18 protein-coding genes are annotated in these 21,138 nt (G+C 69.8%); 13 read left to right on the top strand and 5 right to left on the bottom strand.

Going from position 1 to position 21,138, the window contains the following annotated elements; genetic code table 11:
• Window positions 1-397: 397 nt before the first annotated feature.
• The 5 genes from AC2XR2_RS43085 (at window position 398) to AC2XR2_RS43065 (ending at window position 7,901) form a co-directional block, all read left to right on the top strand.
• On the top strand, window positions 398-3,313 hold the full coding sequence (locus AC2XR2_RS43085) for a glycoside hydrolase family 48 protein (protein WP_491518182.1): 2,916 nt from the start codon (window positions 398-400) through the stop codon (window positions 3,311-3,313).
• Window positions 3,314-3,598: 285 nt separating this feature from the next.
• Window positions 3,599-4,735, top strand: a complete 1,137-nt coding sequence (locus AC2XR2_RS43080) for a glycoside hydrolase family 12 protein (protein ID WP_491518181.1) — start codon at window positions 3,599-3,601, stop codon at window positions 4,733-4,735.
• Between the two features lie 223 nt (window positions 4,736-4,958).
• A complete protein-coding gene (locus tag AC2XR2_RS43075; RefSeq protein WP_491518180.1) occupies window positions 4,959-5,981 on the top strand; it encodes a LacI family DNA-binding transcriptional regulator in 1,023 nt (340 codons plus the stop codon).
• Between the two features lie 182 nt (window positions 5,982-6,163).
• Window positions 6,164-7,123 carry an expansin EXLX1 family cellulose-binding protein gene (locus AC2XR2_RS43070; protein WP_491518179.1) on the top strand — a complete coding sequence of 320 codons (960 nt, stop codon included), beginning with the start codon at window positions 6,164-6,166 and terminating at the stop codon, window positions 7,121-7,123.
• Between the two features lie 580 nt (window positions 7,124-7,703).
• Window positions 7,704-7,901: a hypothetical protein gene (locus AC2XR2_RS43065; protein ID WP_491518178.1), complete on the top strand. Its 198-nt coding sequence runs from the start codon at window positions 7,704-7,706 to the stop codon at window positions 7,899-7,901.
• A 78-nt stretch (window positions 7,902-7,979) separates the two neighbouring features.
• Here AC2XR2_RS43065 and AC2XR2_RS43060 read toward each other — a convergent pair whose 3' ends face one another.
• Complete coding sequence (locus AC2XR2_RS43060; RefSeq protein WP_491518177.1) at window positions 7,980-8,117, bottom strand: hypothetical protein; 138 nt, start codon at window positions 8,115-8,117, stop codon at window positions 7,980-7,982.
• Window positions 8,118-8,260: 143 nt separating this feature from the next.
• Window positions 8,261-8,842 carry a TetR/AcrR family transcriptional regulator gene (locus tag AC2XR2_RS43055; protein WP_491518176.1) on the bottom strand — a complete coding sequence of 194 codons (582 nt, stop codon included), beginning with the start codon at window positions 8,840-8,842 and terminating at the stop codon, window positions 8,261-8,263.
• A gap of 126 nt (window positions 8,843-8,968) precedes the next feature.
• Between AC2XR2_RS43055 and AC2XR2_RS43050 the strand changes: the two genes are divergently transcribed.
• On the top strand, window positions 8,969-10,099 hold the full coding sequence (locus AC2XR2_RS43050; RefSeq protein ID WP_491518175.1) for an FAD-dependent oxidoreductase: 1,131 nt from the start codon (window positions 8,969-8,971) through the stop codon (window positions 10,097-10,099).
• Window positions 10,100-10,332: 233 nt separating this feature from the next.
• On the opposite strand, the gene AC2XR2_RS43045 is transcribed toward AC2XR2_RS43050, so the two are convergent.
• Together AC2XR2_RS43045 and AC2XR2_RS43040 are read right to left on the bottom strand one after the other, a co-directional pair.
• Window positions 10,333-11,628 carry an MFS transporter gene (locus AC2XR2_RS43045; RefSeq protein ID WP_491518174.1) on the bottom strand — a complete coding sequence of 432 codons (1,296 nt, stop codon included), beginning with the start codon at window positions 11,626-11,628 and terminating at the stop codon, window positions 10,333-10,335.
• Window positions 11,629-11,915: 287 nt separating this feature from the next.
• Window positions 11,916-12,857 (bottom strand): LysR family transcriptional regulator, encoded by a 942-nt coding sequence (locus AC2XR2_RS43040; RefSeq protein ID WP_491518173.1) that lies wholly within the window; start codon window positions 12,855-12,857, stop codon window positions 11,916-11,918.
• Window positions 12,858-12,986: 129 nt separating this feature from the next.
• On the opposite strand from AC2XR2_RS43040, the gene AC2XR2_RS43035 reads away from it, so the two are divergent.
• The 7 genes from AC2XR2_RS43035 to AC2XR2_RS43005 all read left to right on the top strand — a co-directional run bounded on the left by AC2XR2_RS43035 (window position 12,987) and on the right by AC2XR2_RS43005 (window position 19,957).
• Entirely contained in the window at window positions 12,987-13,985 is a 999-nt protein-coding gene (locus AC2XR2_RS43035) for a fumarylacetoacetate hydrolase family protein (protein WP_491518172.1), read from the top strand.
• Window positions 13,982-14,953 carry a cyclase family protein gene (locus AC2XR2_RS43030; RefSeq protein ID WP_491518171.1) on the top strand — a complete coding sequence of 324 codons (972 nt, stop codon included), beginning with the start codon at window positions 13,982-13,984 and terminating at the stop codon, window positions 14,951-14,953. Before AC2XR2_RS43035 ends, AC2XR2_RS43030 begins: the two co-directional genes overlap by 4 nt.
• Window positions 14,954-14,976: 23 nt before the next feature.
• Window positions 14,977-16,098 carry an FAD-dependent oxidoreductase gene (locus tag AC2XR2_RS43025; protein WP_491518170.1) on the top strand — a complete coding sequence of 374 codons (1,122 nt, stop codon included), beginning with the start codon at window positions 14,977-14,979 and terminating at the stop codon, window positions 16,096-16,098.
• Window positions 16,095-17,171 (top strand): amidohydrolase family protein, encoded by a 1,077-nt coding sequence (locus AC2XR2_RS43020; RefSeq protein ID WP_491518169.1) that lies wholly within the window; start codon window positions 16,095-16,097, stop codon window positions 17,169-17,171. Before AC2XR2_RS43025 ends, AC2XR2_RS43020 begins: the two co-directional genes overlap by 4 nt.
• Window positions 17,172-17,175: 4 nt before the next feature.
• Complete coding sequence (locus tag AC2XR2_RS43015) at window positions 17,176-18,108, top strand: VOC family protein (RefSeq protein ID WP_491518168.1); 933 nt, start codon at window positions 17,176-17,178, stop codon at window positions 18,106-18,108.
• Between the two features lie 107 nt (window positions 18,109-18,215).
• A complete protein-coding gene (locus AC2XR2_RS43010; protein WP_381297728.1) occupies window positions 18,216-19,193 on the top strand; it encodes a fumarylacetoacetate hydrolase family protein in 978 nt (325 codons plus the stop codon).
• On the top strand, window positions 19,190-19,957 hold the full coding sequence (locus tag AC2XR2_RS43005) for an SDR family NAD(P)-dependent oxidoreductase (protein ID WP_491518167.1): 768 nt from the start codon (window positions 19,190-19,192) through the stop codon (window positions 19,955-19,957). Before AC2XR2_RS43010 ends, AC2XR2_RS43005 begins: the two co-directional genes overlap by 4 nt.
• Window positions 19,958-20,223: 266 nt before the next feature.
• Here the strand turns inward: AC2XR2_RS43005 and AC2XR2_RS43000 are convergent, their stop codons facing one another.
• Window positions 20,224-21,087 (bottom strand): leishmanolysin-related zinc metalloendopeptidase, encoded by an 864-nt coding sequence (locus AC2XR2_RS43000; RefSeq protein ID WP_449351543.1) that lies wholly within the window; start codon window positions 21,085-21,087, stop codon window positions 20,224-20,226.
• Window positions 21,088-21,138 lie beyond the last annotated feature (51 nt).

The following is a 21,138-nucleotide window of genomic DNA, read 5'->3' as shown; positions in this document are numbered from 1 at the left end:
GAGAGCCGACGGCCGGTCCACGAGTGCCGGACGCGGGCAGGGCATTGCGGTTCGACACAGATCCTTGGCAGCCGAGGTCCCGCGATCGGCCACGGCGCGTGCGGTGACGTGGAGAAATGAACGTGGGGGGTGTCGCATGAGCGACTCCTCGCAGTGTGGCGCGCCGTGTCCGGCGCGTCGACTGATGGGAACCGCTCCCACTGGTGCGAAGGAAGGTAGCGCCAAGTGGCGCGGTTGCCCAGAGGTACGGCTGAACTTCCTTTGAACTAAACCCTTTCGTGTGTTCGACTCTTCAAGCTCCTTGACCCCCGCCGTCGTCATCCCCATGATGGGAGCGCTCCCACTGGCCAAGACTTGTGCTTCCCCCGTGCTTTGAGCCGCTTGGAGGAACCAGTTCATGGATCCCGGACGCAAACGCAGAACCTTTCGGAGGGTGTTGACCGCCTCGGCAACCGCCCTGGCCCTGCCCCTGTCGATGCTGGCCACGGGTGCGACGACCGCGCGTGCAGCGGGCGTTCAGTGCAGCGTGGACTACAAGACGAACGACTGGGGCTCCGGTTTCACTACGGACGTCACGATCACCAACCGCGGTACGGACACCATCGACGGCTGGACGCTGACGTACGCCTACACCGGCAACCAGAAGCTGATGAACGGCTGGAACGGCACCTGGTCCCAGTCCGGCCAGAACATCAGCGTCAAGGACGCCGGTTACAACGGCAAGATCGCCGCTGGCGCGTCCGCCTCCGCCGGCGCCCAGTTCAGCTACAGCGGCACCAATGCCGCGCCCACCAACTTCGCGATCAACGGCACCAGTTGCACCGGCGCGCACCAGCCGCCGATCACCGTGCTGACCAGTCCGGCCGCGGGCGCGGTCTACACCCTGGGGGAGGCGGTGCCGCTCGCCGCGACGGCCGCCGCCGCGGACAACGCGACGATCAGCAAGGTGGAGTTCTACGACGACACCGAACTGCTGGGCACGGACACCACGGCGCCGTACACGCTCTCCGCCTCCGGCTTGACCGTGGGCAGTCATTCGCTGCTGGCGAAGGCGTACGACAGCCTGGGCGCCTCCGCGGAAAGTACGCCTGTCGGCATCACGGTCGCCTCAGGCCCGTCCGTGGTCGCCACGCCCTCCCAACTGGGCGTCCAGCAGGGCAAGACGGGCACGTACGAGGTGAAGTTGTCGAAGCAGCCGAGCGCGAACGTGACGGTCACGACGACTCGCGCGAACGGCAACTCCGGCCTGTCGGTGACCGGTGGGGCCTCGCTCACTTTCACGCCGTCGAACTGGAACACCGCGCAGACGGTGACCATCGCCGCCGACTCCTCCGGCACGGGAGCCGCGACCTTCGAGTCGGCCGCCCCCGGGCACGCGAAGGCCTCGGTCACCGTTACGCAGCTCGGCGCGACGAAGGCGTACGACGCCCGTTTCCTGGAGCTGTACGGCAAGATCACCAACCCGGCGAACGGCTACTTCTCCCCCGAGGGCATCCCCTACCACTCGGTCGAGACGCTGATCGTCGAGGCGCCGGACCACGGCCACGAGACCACGTCGGAGGCGTACAGCTACCTCCTGTGGCTCCAGGCCATGTACGGCAAGGTCACCGGCGACTGGTCCAAGTTCAACGGTGCCTGGGACATCATGGAGAAGTACATGATCCCCACGCACGCCGACCAGCCGACCAACTCCTTCTACAACGCCTCCAAGCCGGCCACCTACGCGCCCGAGCTGGACACCCCGAACGAGTACCCGGCGAAACTCGACTCCTCGGTAGCCTCCGGTTCGGATCCCATCGCCGGTGAGCTGAAGTCGGCGTACGGCACGGACGACGTCTACGGCATGCATTGGCTCCAGGACGTCGACAACGTCTACGGCTACGGCAACTCGCCCGGCAAGTGCGAGGCGGGGCCTGCGGACACCGGACCGTCGTACATCAACACCTTCCAGCGCGGTGTGCAGGAGTCGGTATGGGAGACGGTGCCGCAGCCGACCTGTGACGCCTTCAAGTACGGCGGCAAGAACGGGTACCTGGACCTGTTCACCGGTGACGCCTCCTACGCCAAGCAGTGGAAGTTCACCAACGCCCCCGACGCCGACGCGCGGGCCGTGCAGGCCGCGTACTGGGCCGACATCTGGGCGAAGGAGCAGGGCAAGGGCTCGGACGTCTCCGCGACCGTGGGCAAGGCCGCGAAGATGGGCGACTACCTGCGCTACGCCATGTACGACAAGTACTTCAAGAAGATCGGCAACTGCGTCGGTCCGTCCACCTGCCAGGCCGGCACCGGCAAGGACGCCTCCATGTACCTGCTGTCCTGGTACTACGCCTGGGGCGGGGCGACCGACACCTCGGCGGGCTGGGCCTGGCGCATCGGGTCCAGTCACGCACACGGCGGCTACCAGAACCCTCTCGCGGCCTATGCGTTGAGCTCGTCTGCCGACCTGAAGCCGAAGTCGGCGACTGGGCAGGCGGACTGGGCCAAGTCCCTCGGGCGGCAGCTGGAGTTCTACCGCTGGCTCCAGTCCGACGAGGGCGCCATCGCGGGCGGTGCGACCAACAGCTGGGCGGGCCGCTACGCGCCTCCCCCGGCCGGGAAGTCGACGTTCTACGGCATGTACTACGACGAGCAGCCCGTCTACCACGACCCGCCGTCCAACCAGTGGTTCGGCTTCCAGGCGTGGTCGATGGAGCGGGTCGCCGAGCTGTACCAGCAGACGGGGAACGCGCAGGCCAAGGCCGTCCTCGACAAGTGGGTCAAGTGGGCACTGTCCAAGACCACGATCAACCCGGACGGCACCTACCGGATCCCGTCGACCCTCCAGTGGTCGGGGCAGCCCGACACCTGGAACGCGTCGAGTCCCGGCGCCAACAGCGGACTTCACGTCACGGTCGCCGACTACACGAACGACGTCGGCGTGACCGCCGCGTACGCCAAGACGCTGACGTACTACGCGGACCGGTCCGGTGACACGGCCGCCGCCTCGACCGCGAAGTCCCTGCTGGACGGCATGTGGAACAACTACCAGGACGCGCTGGGGATCGCGGTGCCGGAGAACCGGGCGGACTACAACCGGTTCGACGACGCGGTGTACGTGCCGAGCGGGTGGACTGGGACCATGCCCAACGGCGACGCCATCAGCTCCTCCTCCACCTTCGCCTCGCTGCGGTCGTTCTACAAGAGCGACCCGGCCTGGTCGAAGATCGAGGCCTATTTGAAGGGCGGCGCGGTGCCGTCGTTCACGTATCACCGGTTCTGGGCCCAGGCGGACATCGCCCTGGCCATGGGCTCGTACGCGGAACTCCTCGAGTAGCCCCTCGCTGAGACCGCGTGCGCGACCCCGTCACCCGACGACGGGGTCACCAGCCGGGCGGCCTCCGCCCCCTTGGGGGCCGCCCGGTACCCCGGATCCACAAGCTGTCGCAACCCGTCCCACCCCGCATCACCAGCCGCTTCGGGAGTCACCTCAAGACACCCGAGTCGCCCTCCTTGTCAGGAACATGATCCTCTCCTACAGTCCCAGCGAGTTCGCTTTTTGGGAGCGCTCCCAATCCCTTGCAGAAGCCCTCGCCCCCCACATCCCTCGCGGAGGACCCGCATGCAGCCTTCACGCCCCCAAGCCCACAGGACGCGCGCGCTCTGCGGTGCGCTGCTGACCACGCTCGTCGCCCTGGCCGCACTGCTGACCGGCGCTACGGTCTCCCAGGCCGACACGACGATCTGCGATGCGTTCGGCACCACCACCATCCAGGGCCGATACGTCGTGCAGAACAACCGCTGGGGCACCAGTGCCACCCAGTGCATCTCCGTCACGGACTCGGGCTTCAGGGTCACCCAGGCCGACGGTTCCGTTCCGACGAACGGGGCCCCGAAGTCGTACCCGTCCGTGTACAACGGCTGCCACTACACCAACTGCTCGCCCGGCACGAACCTCCCGGCCCGGCTCAGCTCCATCTCGAGCGCTCCCACGGGTATCTCCTACAGCTACGTGAGCGGTGCGGCCTACGACGCCGCCTACGACATCTGGCTGGACCCGACCCCGCGCACCGACGGCGTGAACCGGACCGAGATCATGATCTGGTTCAACCGTGTGGGGTCCGTGCAGCCGGTGGGCTCGCCCGTCGGTTCCGCCACGGTGGCCGGGCGCCAGTGGCAGGTGTGGTCCGGCAACAACGGCTCCAACGACGTCCTGTCCTTCGTCGCGCCGTCGGCGATCGACAGCTGGAACTTCGACGTGATGGACTTCGTCCGGCAGGCCGTATCGCGCGGACTCGCGCAGGACAACTGGTACCTGACGAGCATTCAGGCGGGTTTCGAGCCGTGGCAGAACGGCGCGGGCCTGGCCGTGAACTCGTTCTCCTCCAGCGTGAACCTCGGCGGTAGCACCCCCGGCGGCCCCGGCACCCCCAGCGGGCCCGCCGCGTGCAAGGTGACCTACGGCACGAACGTCTGGCAGGACGGCTTCACTGCCGAGATCACCGTGGCCAACACGGGTTCCTCCCCGGTCGATGGCTGGAAGGTCGCGTTCACGCTGCCCTCCGGGCAGCGGATCTCCAACGCCTGGAATGCCACCGTGTCGTCGTCGATGGGATCCGTGACGGCCGCCAACGTCGCACACAACGCGTCCATCACGCCAGGTGGGCAGGTCTCCTTCGGGTTCCAGGGCACCTACAGCGGCAGCTTCGCCAAGCCGACTGCCTTCAGCCTCAACGGCACCTCCTGCGCCACCGCGTAACCCACAGGAGGCTTCCTCCGCCCGGGGCCTGCTCCGTCGGCCAACTGCCGACCGGGCGGGCCCCGCTGCTCCTCCCGGCCTCTCCCAATCCGGCGAGGAGTGCAGATCAGACACTCCGCAACGACCAGTACCCCACCCCTTGGCCGACGCGGCAGGTTCCCCGGAAGACGTGTACACGGTTCCTTCGGCCCGTAAGATCGGCTATCTCGTGGGGGAGGTGGTCATGGGCACGCGACGCCCCGGCACGCCGACGCTGGAAGAGGTGGCCGCTCACGCCGGGGTGGGGCGGGGAACGGTCTCCCGCGTCATCAACAACGCGGCGGGCGTGAAGGAATCGACGCGCCTGGCCGTGCAGCGGGCCATCGAAGAGCTGGGGTACGTCCCCAATCTCGCTGCCCGCTCACTGGCCGGTCAGCGAAGCAACGCCGTCGCTCTCGTCCTGACCGAACCCGACTGGCGAGTGTTCGCGGAGCCCTTCTTCTCCGAGATCGTCCGCTCGCTCGGGGACGCGCTCGCGGGCATCGGCATGCAGCTGATGCTGACCCTGGTCCGCTCGGACGCCGATCGGAAGCGCTTCCTGGAGTACGCGCGCGGCAGCCGGGTCGACGGAGTTCTGCTGTTGTCCGTGCGCGCCGGGGACCGGCTGCCGGACATGCTCGCCGAGGCGCGGTTGCCGACCGTGATGCTGGGGCGCCGCTCGGGCGACGAGTACGTCAGTTATGTGGACGCGGACAACGTGGGGGGCGCCCGCAGCGCCGTTTCCCACCTGTTGGCACGGGGCCGTAGGACCATCGCCACCATCACCGGGCCACTGGACATGGACGCCGCCCGGTGCAGACTGCGCGGCTATCAGGACGCTCTGGCACTGGCCGGCCTGGACAGCGAGAAGTCACTGGTGGCCGAAGGTGACTTCACGCAGGACAGCGGGCGCCGCGCCATGACCGAACTGCTCGAACTTCACCCGGAGATCGACGGTGTGCTCGCCGCGTCGGACACCACGGCCGCAGGGGCTCTGCAGGCCCTGCGCGCGGCAGGACGACGTGTGCCTCAGGACGTCGCCGTGATCGGCTTCGACGACTTTTCGCTGGCTCAGCGCACCAAGCCACGGCTCACCACGGTGCGTCAACCACTGGAGGAGATGGGCCGGGCCATGATCCGGCTGCTCCTCGAGGACATGGAGGAGCCGTCCGTGGCCTACCGCCACGTCATCCTCCGTACAGCGCTGGTCGTCCGCGAATCGGCCTGAGGAACGCCCACCGCTCTGCACCGGTCTTGACCGCCCAGCGCTCGGGAGCGCTCCCGTCCCGCTGCCCGCTCGTACGTCCGCCGGATGCCCCGAAAGTTCCCGCAAAGTCGTCGGCAACCTTTTCGCCGCGGGCGGCCACTGACCAGTGCACCATCGGCTCGACCCTGAACGGACAGGTAATCATGGCAACGAGGCAGGTCATACGGCAACGCAGGCGCCGACGCAGGCTCATGCTGGGCGCCACAGTGGCGGTCACCTCCGTCGGCGTCCTCGTGTATCTGGTCATGGCGTTGCTCCCTGGCCACAAGGTCGATGCGGGGCCGGCCGCGGCCACTCCCCTCGTGACCAGCCAGCCAAAGGTCGCCGAAACCGCCGGCACGCCGTCTCCGAGGGCGACGTCCAGTCCGTCGCCACGTCAGAGTGCGAGCAGCTCGGCCAGTCCGAAGGACACGGCAAGCCCAAAGGCGGCGAAGCCCTCGGCCACGGGCGCTCAGAAGTCCTCGCGCGGGTCGACCACTCCCCCGGCGGCGGGACGGATCCGGCCCAACACGTCGTATCAGGGCGTCGCGACCGCCTACGAGGCCGGCGTCGGGGACGGGGCGTGTCTGTTCGGTCCGAGCCCGGACATGATGATCGCGGCGATGAACACCACCGACTACGAGACCTCCCGGGCCTGCGGAGCGTACGTGCTGGTCCGCGCGGCCAACGGCAAGTCGATCACGGTACGGATCACCAACGAATGCCCTCTGCCCTGCGCCCCGGGGCAGATCGACCTGAGCCAGCAGGCCTTCGCCAAGCTCGCCGACCTCAAGGTCGGCCGGCTCCCCATCACCTGGAGCCTGGTGAGCCCGAGCTCCATCGGCACGATGTCCATCAGGTACAAGACCGGTTCCAGCGCCTACTGGTGCGGCATCCAGGTGATCGGTCACCGCAACCCGGTCGCGCGCCTGGAGGTCAGCACCGGGGGCGGCTGGCGGTCGTTGCCCCGCACCAGCTTCAACTACTTCATCTCCGCCGACGGCAGTGGCTGCGGCAAGGCGATCAGAGTCACCGACATCTACGGGGAACAGCTGACCGTGAGCGGGCTCGCGGTGCGGCCGAACGTCGCACAACCGACACGGGTCCAGTTCGCCCGGCACTGAGGTGTGACCGGCCCTTCCGAGCCGTATCGCGTGGCGACAGTGCGGTGCCTCTCGAGTCGGTGGATCCCGCACTCGACTGCATGACGCTCGCGGTGACCGGCCACCGCGGGAGCCGCGCTTCCGCCGGTTGCGATCCTCGTCCGACTTGTCGGGGACGGTGCAGCGGATTCCGCGGCGGCGCAGATCGGCGCGGTTCCCGCGGGAGGCGTACGCCTTGTCCGCGCGGCCCCGAGGGGACGGGCGCGTTGTCGGCCAGGCGGGCTCCTTGCGCAGGTCACCCCGGGCCAGACAGGTGTCGCGCAGGGGCATGGCGGGTGTGCCAATGCCGTGTGGAAGCGAACGTCATCGTCGGTGGGCGCATGCCCGTGATCAACGTGGATAAGCTCGGGAGCGACTGCTGCCGTTTCGGCCGTGTGCGGAGCATGAGCCGCCAGTCGAGGTGATCGTGGGGAGATGTACCTGCGCCCGGCCAAAGACCTTCCACTGGAGCGAGCCGCATGGTGAGACTGGCAGCCGGCCTCCGGCTTGCTCCAGGACAGGTGCCAGCGGCCGAACCCCAGCCGGCGGCAAAGGAGTTCAGATGCATCTGCGCAAGCGGGCGCTGGCGGTCATGTTCGTGGCCACCTCGGTGTTCACTGCCCTCGGACCACAGGCCATGGCCGCCCCCATGCCCTGGGAGACCAGCAAGACCCCCACGGCCGTCAGCCATCACACCTCCACGACAGCCCGCGAGCACGGCATGGTCACCGTGCTGTGCACCGGCGGCTGTTACCAGTAGGAGGCCGCGCGCTGATCGCCCCAGCCGACACCGTGAGAGCGGGGCGAGGTCTCAGGCAGGCGTCGAAGTGGAATGGACTCAGGGCTCCTCGAAGTCGACGTGAAGCCGTTCGCACTGCGCGGCTCCAACTCCTTGCGCCCTGTGGTGCTGGGCCACCACCGCGTCGTCACCGCTGTCGGGGTCGTAGGTGCTCGTGGCCGAGTAGTGCTCGGTCACCGTGGCGTCCGTGTCCGAGCCGGGCGACTTCGGCAGGGCGGTCTTGATGACCCGACCTTGGGAGTCGTATGACGTGGGTGGCCAGGGCAGCGATGGAGGGTATGCGCTGCGCGGTCACTCCTCGGGCAGCTGAGGGTTTTGCCCTAGGTCGGGTCCAGGATGGCCTGGATGGCCGGGGCGAGGCCGGCTTCGATGTCGTCCGGCGTCAGGGTGGTCACTGCCGGGAGGCGTAGCAGGTAGCGGGTGAGTCCCAGGCCCAGGAGTTGCGCGGAGACCAAACCGGCCCGGCGTCCGGCGAGTTCCGGGCCGAGGGCCGCGGCCAGCGTCGGGGCGACCTGGGCCGCGAAGATCTCGTGCATCCGTGCCGCGGCCTGTTCGTTGGTGACCGCCGAACGCATCAGGACCAGCAGGGCGTCGTCGGCCGGGTCGCCTTCCCAGCGTTCGAGGAAGTGACGCACCAGGGCCTGGGCGATTTCGTCCGCCGGGACTCCTGTGAGGTCGGGAAGTCGCAGGTCGATGGCGAGCGTCGCGTCGAAGAGCTGTGCCTTGTTGCCGAAGTAGCGCATGACCATGGACGGGTCGATGCCCGCGTCCGAAGCCACGGCTCTGATGGTGGTGCGCTCGTATCCCTGGGCCGCGAATCGTTCGCGTGCGGCGCGCAGGATCGTGGCCTTGGTGCGGTCCGATCGCCTGTCGGTGGTGCCGGTCTCGGTGTCCTGATTCACGTCAACAACTGTAGGCCAACACCTGTTGACTTTCCAGCGCGGCACCATGCACCATGTCAACGAACGTTGGCCAACAACCGTTGGCAAACGACTGTTGACTGTGCTGGACAGAGGGGGATCCCCGCCATGAACACCACCGCACTCCCCGGCCGTACCGAGGTCGCCGTCGTCGGCGGCGGTCCGACCGGGCTCGCGCTCGCCGTCACGCTCGCTGCCGCCGGGATCGACTTCGTCGTCCTGGACAAGCTGGCCGAGGGCGCGAACACTTCGCGTGCCGCCGTCGTCCACGCCCGCACCCTGGAGGTCCTCGACGAGCTCGGAGCCTCCGAGGAGCTGATCGCGCGAGGCGTCCGGGTCACCCGGTTCGCCGTCCGTGACGGCGCCCGCCGCCTGCTGACCGTGCCGTTCGACCAGCTCCCCACTCCTCACCCGTACACGCTGATGGTTCCCCAGTACGAGACCGAAAGCGTGCTGCTGGACCGGCTGCGGGCGCTCGGCGGCGATGTGCACCGCCCCTACGAGGTCGCCTCCGTCGTCCAGGACGACGACGGCGTGACACTCACCATGACCACCGGCGAGACGCTGCGCGCCTCGTACGCCGTCGGCGCGGACGGTATGCACAGCACCGTGCGCGAAGCGGCGGGCATCGGGTTCACCGGCAACGCCTACGCCGAGTCCTTCGTGCTCGCCGACGTCGTGATGGACTGGGCCCCCGGCCCCAGCGAGGTCTCGCTCACCTTCGGCACCGCGGGGCTCACCGTCGTCGCCCCGCTCCCCGGCGACCACTACCGGGTCGTCGCCACCGTCGACGACGCGCCCGCCGCACCGGACATCCACTTCGTCCAGCAACTGCTCGATGAGCGCGCCCCCGGCCAGGCCAAGGTCACCGGGCTGGCGTGGTCGTCACGGTTCCGGGTGCACCACCGGGTCGCCGACCGCTACCGTGCCGGCCGTCTGCTGCTGGCCGGCGACGCCGCCCATGTGCACAGCCCCGCGGGCGGGCAGGGGATGAACACCGGCATCCAGGACGGCTACGCCCTCGGCCGGGCGATCGCGTCCGGACAGCTCGACGGTTACGAGGCGCGGCGCCGCCCCGTGGCCCAGCGGGTTGTCGCCTTCACCCACCGGATGACCCGCGTGGCCACCACGCGCAACCCGATGGCCCGCGGGGCACGCAACACCGTGCTCCCTCTGCTCGGCCACACGGCCATGCCGAAGAAGCTCGCCACCGAGCTGGCCGAGATCAACTACCGGTAGTGCGAACGTCGTTCATCGGCCTCTCAGGCTGGTGTCTCCTCGAAGGCCAGTACATGGGGCCGGTGTCCCGGAGCAGGGCCAGCAGGGAACCTGTTCGGGATCACGTCCAGCAAGGTGCGGGAGATCGTGCGTTCGCGCGGCGCGGCACTGACGAACAGGTCGCGATGGCCCGTTGCGGCCCCGGCAGCACCTCCGTCGCGACAGCAGATGCCGGTCGTCGCCGCCGCGCCAGGTCAGCCCGCCATGTGGCGGACCGGTTCCGGCGTGGCTCCCGTCCTGCGGCGCCGCGCGGTGAGGCCGAGTGCGGCGGTGGCGACGGTTCCGGCGAGGGCGAGGACGCCCAGGGCGTTCGCCAGGGTGCCGACGGCCGAGGTCAGTGCGAGGACCGCGAGGGGGCAGATGAACTGGCCGAGGAAGAAGGAGCCCGTCCACAGGCCGGTGCCGCGTCCGCGGTCGGCGTAGTCGAGCTTGGACATGGCGAGCGTGAGCAGGCTCGGCAGCATGATGCCGCTGCCGAGGCAGTTGATCACGGCGCCGACGGTCAAGACGACCGGGTTGGGGGCGAGCCAGATCACCGCGAAGCCCAGGGCGCACAGGCCGAAAGCGGTGGGCAGCCAGACCTGCGGGCTGCGGCCGGCCTTGGCGAAGACGACGGCGCCGACCACGACCGCGGCACTGGAGCTGGCTGTGGCCAGTCCGATCACGCCGGAGTTGGTCACGCCCATGTCGTCCAGGAGGAACGCCATCTCCACCTGGACGGTGTAGAAGAGGATGGCGCCGAAGACGGTCAGCGCGCACGTCCCGGCCAGCGGACGCCAGGGGAAGGGCCGCTTGACCGCCTGCTCCGTCGGTTCGGAGGCGGTGGGGGAAGGCTCGTTCGCCTGGTCGGCCGGTCGGGGCCGGGGCAGGAAGGCTGCCATGGCGGGAGCGAGCAGCAGGCTCACGGCGTAGGCCCAGAACGGCATGCGCCACCCGGCCGATCCGGCGGCGCCGCCCAGGACGAAGAAGGCCGTCGCGGAGATCGAGGCGCACATCGTCTGCATCGCGAGGTAGCGATCGCGCTGCCGGCCGGAGTAGTAGTCGCCGATCAGCGTGGTGCTGCAGGTCATGATGGCGGCCTCGGCGACACCGACCAGGGCGCGGCTGGCGACGATGGCGCCGAGGGAGTCCAGCCACAGGGGGGCGGTGCCGAGGATCGCGTACAGCACGGTCGAGACGACGAGCAGGCGTTTGCGTCCGAGCCGGTCGACGATGACGCCGGCGAAGGGGGCCAGCAGCGCCAGGGAGAGGGCGGGGATGGTCAGGGCCATGGGGACGAGGGCGTCGACGCCCGGCACGTCGGCGAAGTGAGCCTCCATCTGCGGCAGGACGGGGGCGATGAGTACGGCGCCCAGGATGGGCAGGCAGCTGCCGGCCATCAGCAGCGTGAGGCGAAGCCGGTGACCGGGGCCGGACACCGGCTGTTCGGTCGGGGTGTCCTCGACGGCTCTGTGCGTCGGGGACGGGAGCGGAGACACGGGTGCAGGCATGCGGGAACTCCACGTGGCGGGTCGGGAGGGGACGAGGGGTGCGGCCGTCGTGGTCGGGCCGCCCGGTACCGGTGGCAGGTTCGGAGCGGAGTGCCGATGACTGCCGGCGTCGCGACGGGCAGGCGCGCCGGGCGCCTGCGTGTCCCGGCCGGGGGGTGATGGTGCGGCTCCGGCGCCGGGTTGAGACGACTATGGGCCAAGGGGCAGGTCCTGCCTAGCCCTCATCCGATCGATATCGAAGATGTGGATCATCCGGCGTCTGGATGCCGGGCACCTGTAGGAGCCCGCTATCTCGGCGCGACCGCGGCGATACGAGCGGGCTCTGAAGCGGCCAGCTCCGCTCCCACGCGGGCCGCGGTCTCGCGCAGCCAGATGTGGGCCGCGTCGTGGGTGTGCACCGGGTGCCACCACAGTGCCTCCTGGAGCGGGACCGCCCCGTAGGGCGGTTCCATGAGGCGTACGGCGGCCACGCCGCGCAGCAGCTCGGCCAGGCGCTGCTGCACCAGGGCGATCCGGCGGGTGCCGGCGACCAGGAAGGGCAGCGCCTGGAAGCTGTCGACGGAGATCTCCACGCGGGGATCGACGCCGAGCATGCTCAGCTGCCGGGCGGCCGGAGCGTCGTAGGCGCGCTGGTACACGACCCACGGCAACCGTGCGAGGTCGTCCATGGTCAGCTGGTCGCCGACCTCGTCGTTCGTCTCGGCCACCAGGAAGGCCCAGCGGTCGGTGAACAGGTCGACGGCGGGGAAACCGCTGATGACGCCACGCGGCATCAACAGCCCGTCGGCCGTACTGAGCAGCGGTGTCGTGTCCTCGGTGACGTCGATGGGCGTCCGTTGGAAGCGCAGCCGCACCCCCGGGGCCTCAGCGTGCACGGTCCGCGCGAGCTCTGCGCCGAACACGGAGAGGGCGTAGTCGGAGGTGAGCAGGGTGAACTCGTGCTCCTCGGTGCCCGCGGCGAAGTCGGCCCTGCTGCTGAAGACCCGTTCCAGCAGGTCGCAGGCGGTCGAGGTGCGGTTCAGCAGAGCGCGGCCGAGGGCGGTCAGTTCGTACTGCTTGCCGACGCGCGAGAGCAGGTCGTCGTCGAAGTGGCGGCGCAGGCGGGCCAGGGCCGCGCTCATCGCCGGCTGACTGAGACCGACGCGCTGCCCGGCACGGGTGACGTTGCGCTCCTCCAACAGGGCCCGCAGGGACAGGACGAGATTGAGATCGAGGCCGGAGAGGGACACGACGCCTCCAGAGCGAGGCCGCTGCGGCAGCGACATATACACGGCAGATGATCAACATCTAAAGAATCTATTTCACAGATTACGCGGTGGGGGCCACATTGGTCTCACCGCAATCTGGAGGACATTCCCGTGAAACCCGCAGCCTCTTCCACGTCCTTCTCCGGACCCTTCGCCCTGGGCGTCTTCTCCGCCCCTGACCAGGTATCTTTCCCCGGTCTCGTGATCCCCGGGAGGCGCGTGCTGGATCTTCCCACGGCCCTCGCAGAGCCGGGCCTGACGACCCGGGAGATCCTTGAGCGCTGGGACGAGATACTCCCTCGCCTGCACCAGCTCGCGGCCGACGAGACGGCCGACTGGCGACCGTTGGAGCACCTGCGGGCGCACGCGCCGGTCGAGCCGCGCCAGGTCTTCCAGTCCGGCGCCAACTACCGGCAGCACGTGATCGACCTGGAGGTCGCCCACCGTGCCCCCGACGACCGCCGCACCGTGGAGGAGGCGCGCGCCGAAATTGCCGCGATCATGGACCGCAGGGCGGCCGAGGACCTGCCGTACGTGTTCACCGGCCTGCCGAGCGCGATCACCGGCCCCTACGACGACGTCGTACTTCCGGACTGGGCCGAACAGCCCGACTGGGAGCTGGAGTTGGCGGCCGTCATCGCAAGGCCCGCCTACCGGGTGACGGTCGAGGAGGCCCTGGAGTACGTCGCGGGCTACACGATCGCCAACGACCTCACCGACCGCGCCACCGTCTTCCGCCGGGACATGAAAGCCATCGGCACCGACTGGCTGCGCAGCAAGAACGCCCCCGGCTTCACCCCGCTCGGCCCCTGGATCGTGCCCGCCGAGTCGATCGCCGACCCGGGTGACCTGCGCGTCACGCTGAAGCTCAACGGCGAGACCATGCAGGACGAGTCCACCAAGGACATGCTCTTCGGCGTCGCGCGGCTGGTGTCGTACATCTCGCAGACCTCCCGGCTCCTGCCCGGCGACCTGGTGCTCACCGGCAGTCCGGCCGGCAACGGCATGCACTGGGGGCGGCTGCTGCGCGACGGCGACGTCATGGAGGGCTCCATCACGGGCCTGGGCACCCAGCGCACCCGCTGTGTCGCGGAGGGGACCGCGTCGTGACGGCCCCGCTCGACCCCACGGATGCCGAGGGCGCGATCAACGAGGCCGCCAAGCGGGTTTCCAACTGGGGGCGTTGGGGCGAGGACGACGTCCTCGGCACCCTCAACTTCCTCGACGAGGCCAAGCGGCGTGAGGGCGCGGCCCTGGTCCGCCGGGGTGTCAGCTTCTCGCTGTCGCAACGGTTCGACATGAACGGCCCGCAGAAGGGCTGGCGCCGCCGCACCAACCCCGTCCACACCATGCTGGACACGGGAACGGACGCGGCCCTCGGCAACCAGGGCTTCCCGCACGGCATCGGCGGCGCCGACGACGTGATCGCGATGCCCCTGCAGTGCTCCACCCAGTGGGACGGACTCGGGCACATCTTCGACCACGGCAAGGCGTGGAACGGACGCGACGCCGCGAAGACCGTCACCTCCGAGGGTGATCTGGTCACCGGCATCGAGCACATGGCTCCGTACGTCGCCGGGCGCGGCGTCCTCCTCGACGTCGGCCGGGTGATCGGCGACGAACGCGGAGAACTGCCCGACGGTTTCGCCATCACCGAGGACCACCTGACCGCGACCGCCCAGGCGCACGGCGTGGCCGTCGGCCGCGGGGACATCGTCGTCGTACGGACCGGGCGGCTGGCGCGCACCCGCCGCGAAGGCTGGGGCGACTACGCGGGCGGAGACTCGCCCGGTCTGTCCTTCACCATTGCCGGCTGGCTGCACGCGAGCGAGATCGCCGCCATCGCCACCGACACCTGGGGCTTCGAGGTACGGCCGAACGAGTTCGACGGCGCCTTCCAGCCGCTGCACCAGGTCGCCATCCCCAACATGGGCCTGCTGATCGGCGAGATGTGGGACCCCGACGCCCTCGCGGCCGACTGCGCCTATGACGGCGTGTACGAGTTCTGGCTCACCGCCGCGCCCCTGCCCATCACCGGAGCCGTCGGCTCCCCCGTCAATCCGGTCGCCGTCAAGTGACCTGTCCAACAAAGGAGTTGGCCATGGAAGGAAAGAGAGTCCTGGTCATCGGAGGGGGCACCTCCGGCAACGTCATGACCGTGCTGCTGCGGCGGGCCGGCATCGACGTCGACCTGGTCGAGGTCGGACCGGACTGGAACGTACGCGGTTCCGGCATCACCCTTCAGGGCAACGCCCTTCGCGTGCTGCGCGAGATCGGCGTCTGGGACGAGGTCCGCGAGCACGGCTTCGGCTTCGACGCCCTGGGGCTGACCACACCCGACGGCACCGTGCTCCACGTGGGTGACGTCCTGCGCACCGGCGGAGACGACCTCCCCGCCACCCTCGGCATGCAGCGCCCGGTACTCCAGCGCATCCTCGCCGACGCCGTCCGGGCATCCGGCGCGCACGTCCGGCTCGGCACCACCGCCGAGATCCTCACCCAGGACGACACGTCAGTGACCGTCCGGTTCAGTGACGGCACCGAGGGCGGCTACGACCTCGTCGTGGCCGCAGACGGCCTCAACTCCGCGACCCGCGCCGCCATCGGCATCGACGTCAAACCCGAGCCGACCGGCATGGCCATCTGGCGTGTCCCGGCCCCCCGCCCGGCAGGCGTGGAGCGCAGCGACCTCTCCCACGGCGGCCCCTGCTACATCGCCGGCTACACGCCCACCAGCAAGGACACGATCTACGCCTATCTGGTGGAGGCCGGCCGCGACCGCGCCACGATCCCGCCCGAGTCCTACGCGCAGGAGATGCGCCGCCTCGCCGAGGGCTACGGCGGTGCCTGGGACGAGATCCGCGACTCGATCACCGACCCGGCGCAGGTGAACTACACCTGGTTCGACCGGATGCTGGTCGAGGGTTCCTGGCACCGGGGCCGGGTCGTCCTCGTCGGCGACGCCGCGCACTGCTGCCCGCCCACGATGGCCCAGGGCGCGGCGATGGCCTTGGAGGACGCCTGGGTGCTGTCCCAGCTGCTGACCAGCGGATCCGCCTGGGACGAGGAACTGCTCACGCGCTACTACGAGCGGCGGATCGACCGGGTCCGGATGGTCGTCGACGCCTCCGTGCAGATCGGGCAGTGGCAGCTCGACGGCGTGCCGGGTGACGTGCCCGGGCTGCTGGACGCCACCCTGCCGGTGCTCAGGGAGCTGCCGTGACAACCCAGCCTCCCCGGGCCACCGCCGGCAGCCGCCCCCAACCCGATACCCGCCCATCGCCGAGCGCCGACGCACACACTTCCCCGACCGTCGACGTACACGCGCACATCCTGATCCCCGAGGTCGAGGCCCTGGTGGCCGACCTGCCGGGCCTGGCGGAGGCCAGGGCTCTCGACGCCCGCCGCAACGGGCCCGCTGCCCTGGCCGTCAGCGGCCCCATGGTCCGCGAACGCGTCCCGCGGCTGACCGACGTGCGCCTACGTCTGGCCGCCATGGACGCGCAGGGCGTGGACGTCCAGCTGGTCAGCCCGTCCCCATCGCACTACCACTACTGGGCGGACGAGGACACGGCCGAGAAGCTCTACCGGCTCGCGGGCGAGGCGACGGCCGCGCACTGCGCACAGGCGCCCGACCGGCTGCGGGGGCTCGGCCTCGCCCCCCTCCAACATCCGGATCAGGCCGTGCGGGCCCTCGAACATGCCCTGGACCAGGACCTTCTGGGTGTCGAGATCTCCAGTCACGCGCCGGGCCGCGAGCTGTCCGACCCTGTGTACGAACCCTTCTGGCAGCGGGCCGAGGAGACGGGCGCGATCCTCTTCCTGCACCCCTTCGGCTGCACGCTCGACGAGCGCCTGGACCAGTGGTACCTGTCCAACACCGTTGGACAACCCACCGAGAACGCCGTCGCCCTGTCCCATCTGATCTTCTCCGGAGTGCTGGACCGGCATCCCGAGCTGAAGATCGTCGCGGCTCATGGCGGCGGCTACCTGCCCACTCACATCGGCCGCAGCGACCACGCCTGGTCGGCCCGCTCCGACGCGGGCGCCGGCTGCGCCCACCGGCCCAGCAGCTACCTCGAGCGGATCTACTTCGACTCCCTCGTCCACGACCCCCACGTGCTGCGGGAGCTGGTCCGCGCGGTAGGCGCGGACCGGGTGCTGCTCGGCTCCGACTTCCCCTTCGACATGGGCACCGACGACCCCGTGGGCGCGCTGCGCGCGGCGGGGCTGTCCGACCCGGACTTCCACGCCGTACGAGGCGGCAACGCCGCCGCCCTCCTTCGGAAGGACTGACATCATGCGTCTGCTCACCCATCTGCGGCATGTCGACCTGGCCGTGCCCGACTACGACAAGCAGCTCGACTTCTACTCCGGCGTGTGGGGCCTGACCAAGGTCACCGAGGACTCCGGGATCTCGTTCCTGGCCGCCGAGGGCTCCCCGGAGCAGTACGTCGTGCGGCTGCGCAAGGCCGAGGAGAAGCGCCTCGACCTGGTGTCCTACGGTGCCGGTTCCGCCGAGGACGTGGACACCCTCGCCGAGCAACTGCTCGCGGGCGGCGTCCAGTTGATCTCCCAGCCCGGCAAGGTGGACACGCCCGGCGGCGGCTACGGCTTCCGCTTCTTCGACGTCGACGGACGCACCATCGAGGTCTCGGCGGACGTCGAGGTCAGGCAGCACCGCAAGATCGAGGAGAAGGAGTCGATCCCGGTCAAGCTGTCGCACGTCGTCCTCAACTCCCCGGACCTGAACCGCACTCGGGAGTGGTACGAGCGTCACCTCGGGTTCCGGCTCTCCGACACGCTGATGCATCCCAGGATGGGCGAAGCGATGCACTTCATGCGTATCAGCAACCAGCACCACTCCATGGCCATCGCCCAGGGGCCGCACACCGCCCTGCACCACATCTCCTTCGAGATGCGCGGCATCGACGAGTACATGCGGGGCTCCGGCCGGGTGATCCGGGCCGGCTTCAAGAAGATCTGGGGCCCGGGCCGGCACCTCGCCGGCGACAACACCTTCACCTACTTCCTCGACCCGCACGGCAACACCGTGGAGTACACCACCGAGCTCGAGCTGCTGGACGAGGACACCTGGCACCCGCACGTCTACGACTTCTCCCGGCCCGAGGTCACCGACCAGTGGGGAACGGCGAACCCGATGAACGAGCTGGTCGCCAAGGAGTCGTTCAACGACGTCGACCGCGGCGTGTTCGTCGCCCCGCCGGTCTGATCCGTCAGGTGCCGGGGGCGCGGTGGCCCTGTCCTCTGCTCTGACTCCCCGCCCCGCGTCACCGGTCCCCTTCTGCCGACGCCCGTCGTCGGAACCTGGAGCCGCACATGCGATTCGCCGCCTACGAACACGAGCAACAACACCGCGTCGCCGTCGTCGAGGAGGACGGCACCCTGTACCCGATCCCCGGAGCGCGCTCGCTCACCGAGCTGATCCGCTCCGGCGGCGGACTCGACGCGCTCCTGCACGCCGGCGCCGTCACGCTCGACGTCCCGCCGGGCCCCCACGTGTCCGAGGTGCGACTGCTGCCACCGCTTCAGCCGCCCACCGTGCGGGACTTCGTCACCTTCGAGGAGCACGTCGAAGGAGTACGGCGATCCGTCGACGGGGACGGCGCCGGCGGGGTGCCCGAAGCCTGGTACGACGCCCCGACGTTCTACTTCACCAACCCGTACGCCGTCATCGGCGCCCACGACGACGTCCCGGTGCCGCCGGGCAGCGCAGTCCTCGACTTCGAGCTGGAGGTCGCCGCCGTCATCGGCCAGGAGGGGCGGGACCTGACGCCAGAGGCGGCACGGGAGCACATCATCGGCTACACGGTCTTCAACGACTGGTCGGCCCGCGACCTGCAGTCCCGCGAGATGCAGGTCCGCCTCGGCCCGTGCAAGGGCAAGGACACCGCCGCCACCCTCGGCCCGTACCTGGTCACCGCCGACGAACTGGAGCCGTACCGCGACACCGACGGCTTTCTGCGCCTGGCGCTGACCGCCTCGGTGAACGGCGAGGTCGTCGGCAAGGACCTGCTGTCCAACATGAGCTGGACCTTCGAGGAGATGGTCGCCTACGCCTCGCGCGGCACCGTCGTCCGCCCCGGCGACGTGCTCGGCTCCGGCACCTGCGGCAACGGCGGCTGCCTCGCCGAGCTGTGGGGCGTCCGTGGCGAGCAGTCCCCGCCCCCGCTGAAGCCGGGCGACACCGTCACCCTCACCGTGGAGGGCATCGGGACCGTCTCCAACACCGTGGTGGCGGGCAGGGATCCGCAGCCGCTGCCGACCGCCCGCCGCCGTACCAGGGAGCGGCCTTGAACGACCGGCACCCCAGGAGGCTCCTCGGCAAGGTCGTCGTCGTCACCGGCGCCGCGCGCGGTCAGGGCGCCGCCGAGGCCGAGGCCCTGGCCCGCGAGGGCGCCCGCGTCGTCGCCACCGACGTGACCGATGCCCCCGGCTGCCGACGCCTCGACGTCACCGACGAGGAGCACTGGGCACGGTTGGCCGCCGAGTTGCGGGAGTCGTACGGTCAGGTGCACGGCCTGGTCAACAACGCGGGCATCACCTGGCGTGCCCGCCTCGGCGAGGTGGCCCCCGACGACTTCGCCCGGGTCCACGCCGTCAACGTCACGGGCCCGCTCCTCGCCATCCAGCACCTGACGCCGCTGATGCCGCCCGGCTCGTCCATCGTCAACGTCGGCTCCACCGCCGCGCTCAGCGGCCATTACCCGGTCGCCTACACGACCAGCAAATGGGCCCTGCGCGGCCTGTCGAAGACCGCCGCCATGGAGCTGGGCCCGCGCGGCATCCGCGTCAACACGATCCACCCCGGTTTCATCGAGACCGAGATGACCGCCTCCGCCGCGCCCGCCTTCCGTGAGGCGAACATCCGCGAGACACCCCTCGGCCGTACCGGCACGGTGGACGAGGTCGCCCCGCTCGTGGTCTTCCTCCTGTCCGAAGAGTCATCCTTCATCACCGGCGCCGAGATCCCGGTCGACGGCGGCCTCACCGCGCACGGCGGCGTCAAGTCCCTCTCGGACGCTCTGGGTTCGGCTGCGCCGCGTTCGGAGGGGCATTGAGACGCCGGCAGGGAAGGTGGCCCTGAGGTCCGCGGTCAGAGAGCAGCGGCGGCGCTGCGGTTCGCGGCCGAGGGCGCGATCGGCGTCGGCGGCGACCTGGGGCACGAGTGCGCGCTGGTGACCCAGCGTCTCGTCGCACGGGCCGGGGCACGGCCGTCGCCTCCGGCCGCCAGCCGGCCTCGGACGTCTCCGGGGCATCGACATCCTTCTGCGACTACCGCGCGCGAAGAGGTCTGCCCCGTGCGGACCTCTCCGCGCAGGACCGCCTAGGGTGTCGCGGCGGGAAGCCGTGTCGGTACCACCGGGAGCACCATGCCGTCATCGAGTGGTGCCGTGTGCGGCACGAGCGCGCCCTCCCTGGCGATCTGGAGCAGGTTGGGCAGTGTGTAGGGTTCGGCCCCCTCCAGGTCGACCTGGTAGCCGAGGTCGCCGAGGCTCGCCGCGGTCATCCGGCTCAGCGGGTTCCCGGCTCCGGAGATGAACGGCGACATGAGTTCGGTGACGAAGACCGCCTCACGCCAGTGGCTGTCCTGGGTTCCGGGCCCGCCGAAGTTGGCGACCGGTACCGGCACCGGGTCCTCCTCACCGAGGAGCGCGGCGAACTCGGCCATCGCGCCGGCGCCGACGAAGGTGGGGTTCTGGGTGCCGGCGCCCTTGAGGAGGTCGAAGGCCGTCCACAGGGTGCCGACACCCAGGACGTGGCCCATCTCGTGCGTGATCACGTCGACGAGCGTGCCGTCCGCTTCCATCCGGGCGAGATCGGCGGAGTCGAACCGCATGACGCCCTTCGCCGGCAGGAACGCACCGAACTGCGCGGATTCGTCGCGGAAGTCCGTGGGACCGGCCATCCCCAGTACCCGGCCGGGACCGTCGATGGTGACGCCTTCGGCTTCGATGAGCAGGTCGTCGATGACGTCGCCGTTGACGAGCGCGGTGTCCAGATCCCCGACGATGACCCTGGCCCAGCGGTCGGCCGCCGCGGCGAACGCGTCCTGCTGAGTGGTCGTCAGTCCGCCGAGGAAGCGGATCTCGATGGTGAACGGCGACGTCGTGCGGGCCAGCTCTCTGGCCCGCTCGAAACTGGCGACCGCCCGATACGTCTGGAAGGTGTTGGTGGCGACCTTGCTCATCACGGTTCTCCTCCATGTCGGTCCGGACGAAGAGTCACCCCTCTTCCCACA

The sequence above is a fragment of the Streptomyces sp. LS-MS-L19 genome, assembly GCF_058382285.1.
The sequence above is the reverse complement of the archived record's forward strand: the minus strand, read 5'-3'. Positions and strand labels throughout refer to the sequence as shown.

What these genes read in the sequence shown, in the direction of transcription:
- AC2XR2_RS43085 (WP_491518182.1), top strand. Translation starts at nt 398, where the DNA reads ATGGATCCCGGACGCAAACGCAGAACCTTTCGGAGGGTGTTGACCGCC.
- AC2XR2_RS43080 (WP_491518181.1), top strand. Translation starts at nt 3,599, where the DNA reads ATGCAGCCTTCACGCCCCCAAGCCCACAGGACGCGCGCGCTCTGCGGT.
- AC2XR2_RS43075 (WP_491518180.1), top strand. Translation starts at nt 4,959, where the DNA reads ATGGGCACGCGACGCCCCGGCACGCCGACGCTGGAAGAGGTGGCCGCT.
- AC2XR2_RS43070 (WP_491518179.1), top strand. Translation starts at nt 6,164, where the DNA reads ATGGCAACGAGGCAGGTCATACGGCAACGCAGGCGCCGACGCAGGCTC.
- AC2XR2_RS43065 (WP_491518178.1), top strand. Translation starts at nt 7,704, where the DNA reads ATGCATCTGCGCAAGCGGGCGCTGGCGGTCATGTTCGTGGCCACCTCG.
- AC2XR2_RS43050 (WP_491518175.1), top strand. Translation starts at nt 8,969, where the DNA reads ATGAACACCACCGCACTCCCCGGCCGTACCGAGGTCGCCGTCGTCGGC.
- AC2XR2_RS43045 (WP_491518174.1), bottom strand. Translation starts at nt 11,628, where the DNA reads ATGCCTGCACCCGTGTCTCCGCTCCCGTCCCCGACGCACAGAGCCGTC.
- AC2XR2_RS43025 (WP_491518170.1), top strand. Translation starts at nt 14,977, where the DNA reads ATGGAAGGAAAGAGAGTCCTGGTCATCGGAGGGGGCACCTCCGGCAAC.
- AC2XR2_RS43015 (WP_491518168.1), top strand. Translation starts at nt 17,176, where the DNA reads ATGCGTCTGCTCACCCATCTGCGGCATGTCGACCTGGCCGTGCCCGAC.
- AC2XR2_RS43010 (WP_381297728.1), top strand. Translation starts at nt 18,216, where the DNA reads ATGCGATTCGCCGCCTACGAACACGAGCAACAACACCGCGTCGCCGTC.
- AC2XR2_RS43000 (WP_449351543.1), bottom strand. Translation starts at nt 21,087, where the DNA reads ATGAGCAAGGTCGCCACCAACACCTTCCAGACGTATCGGGCGGTCGCC.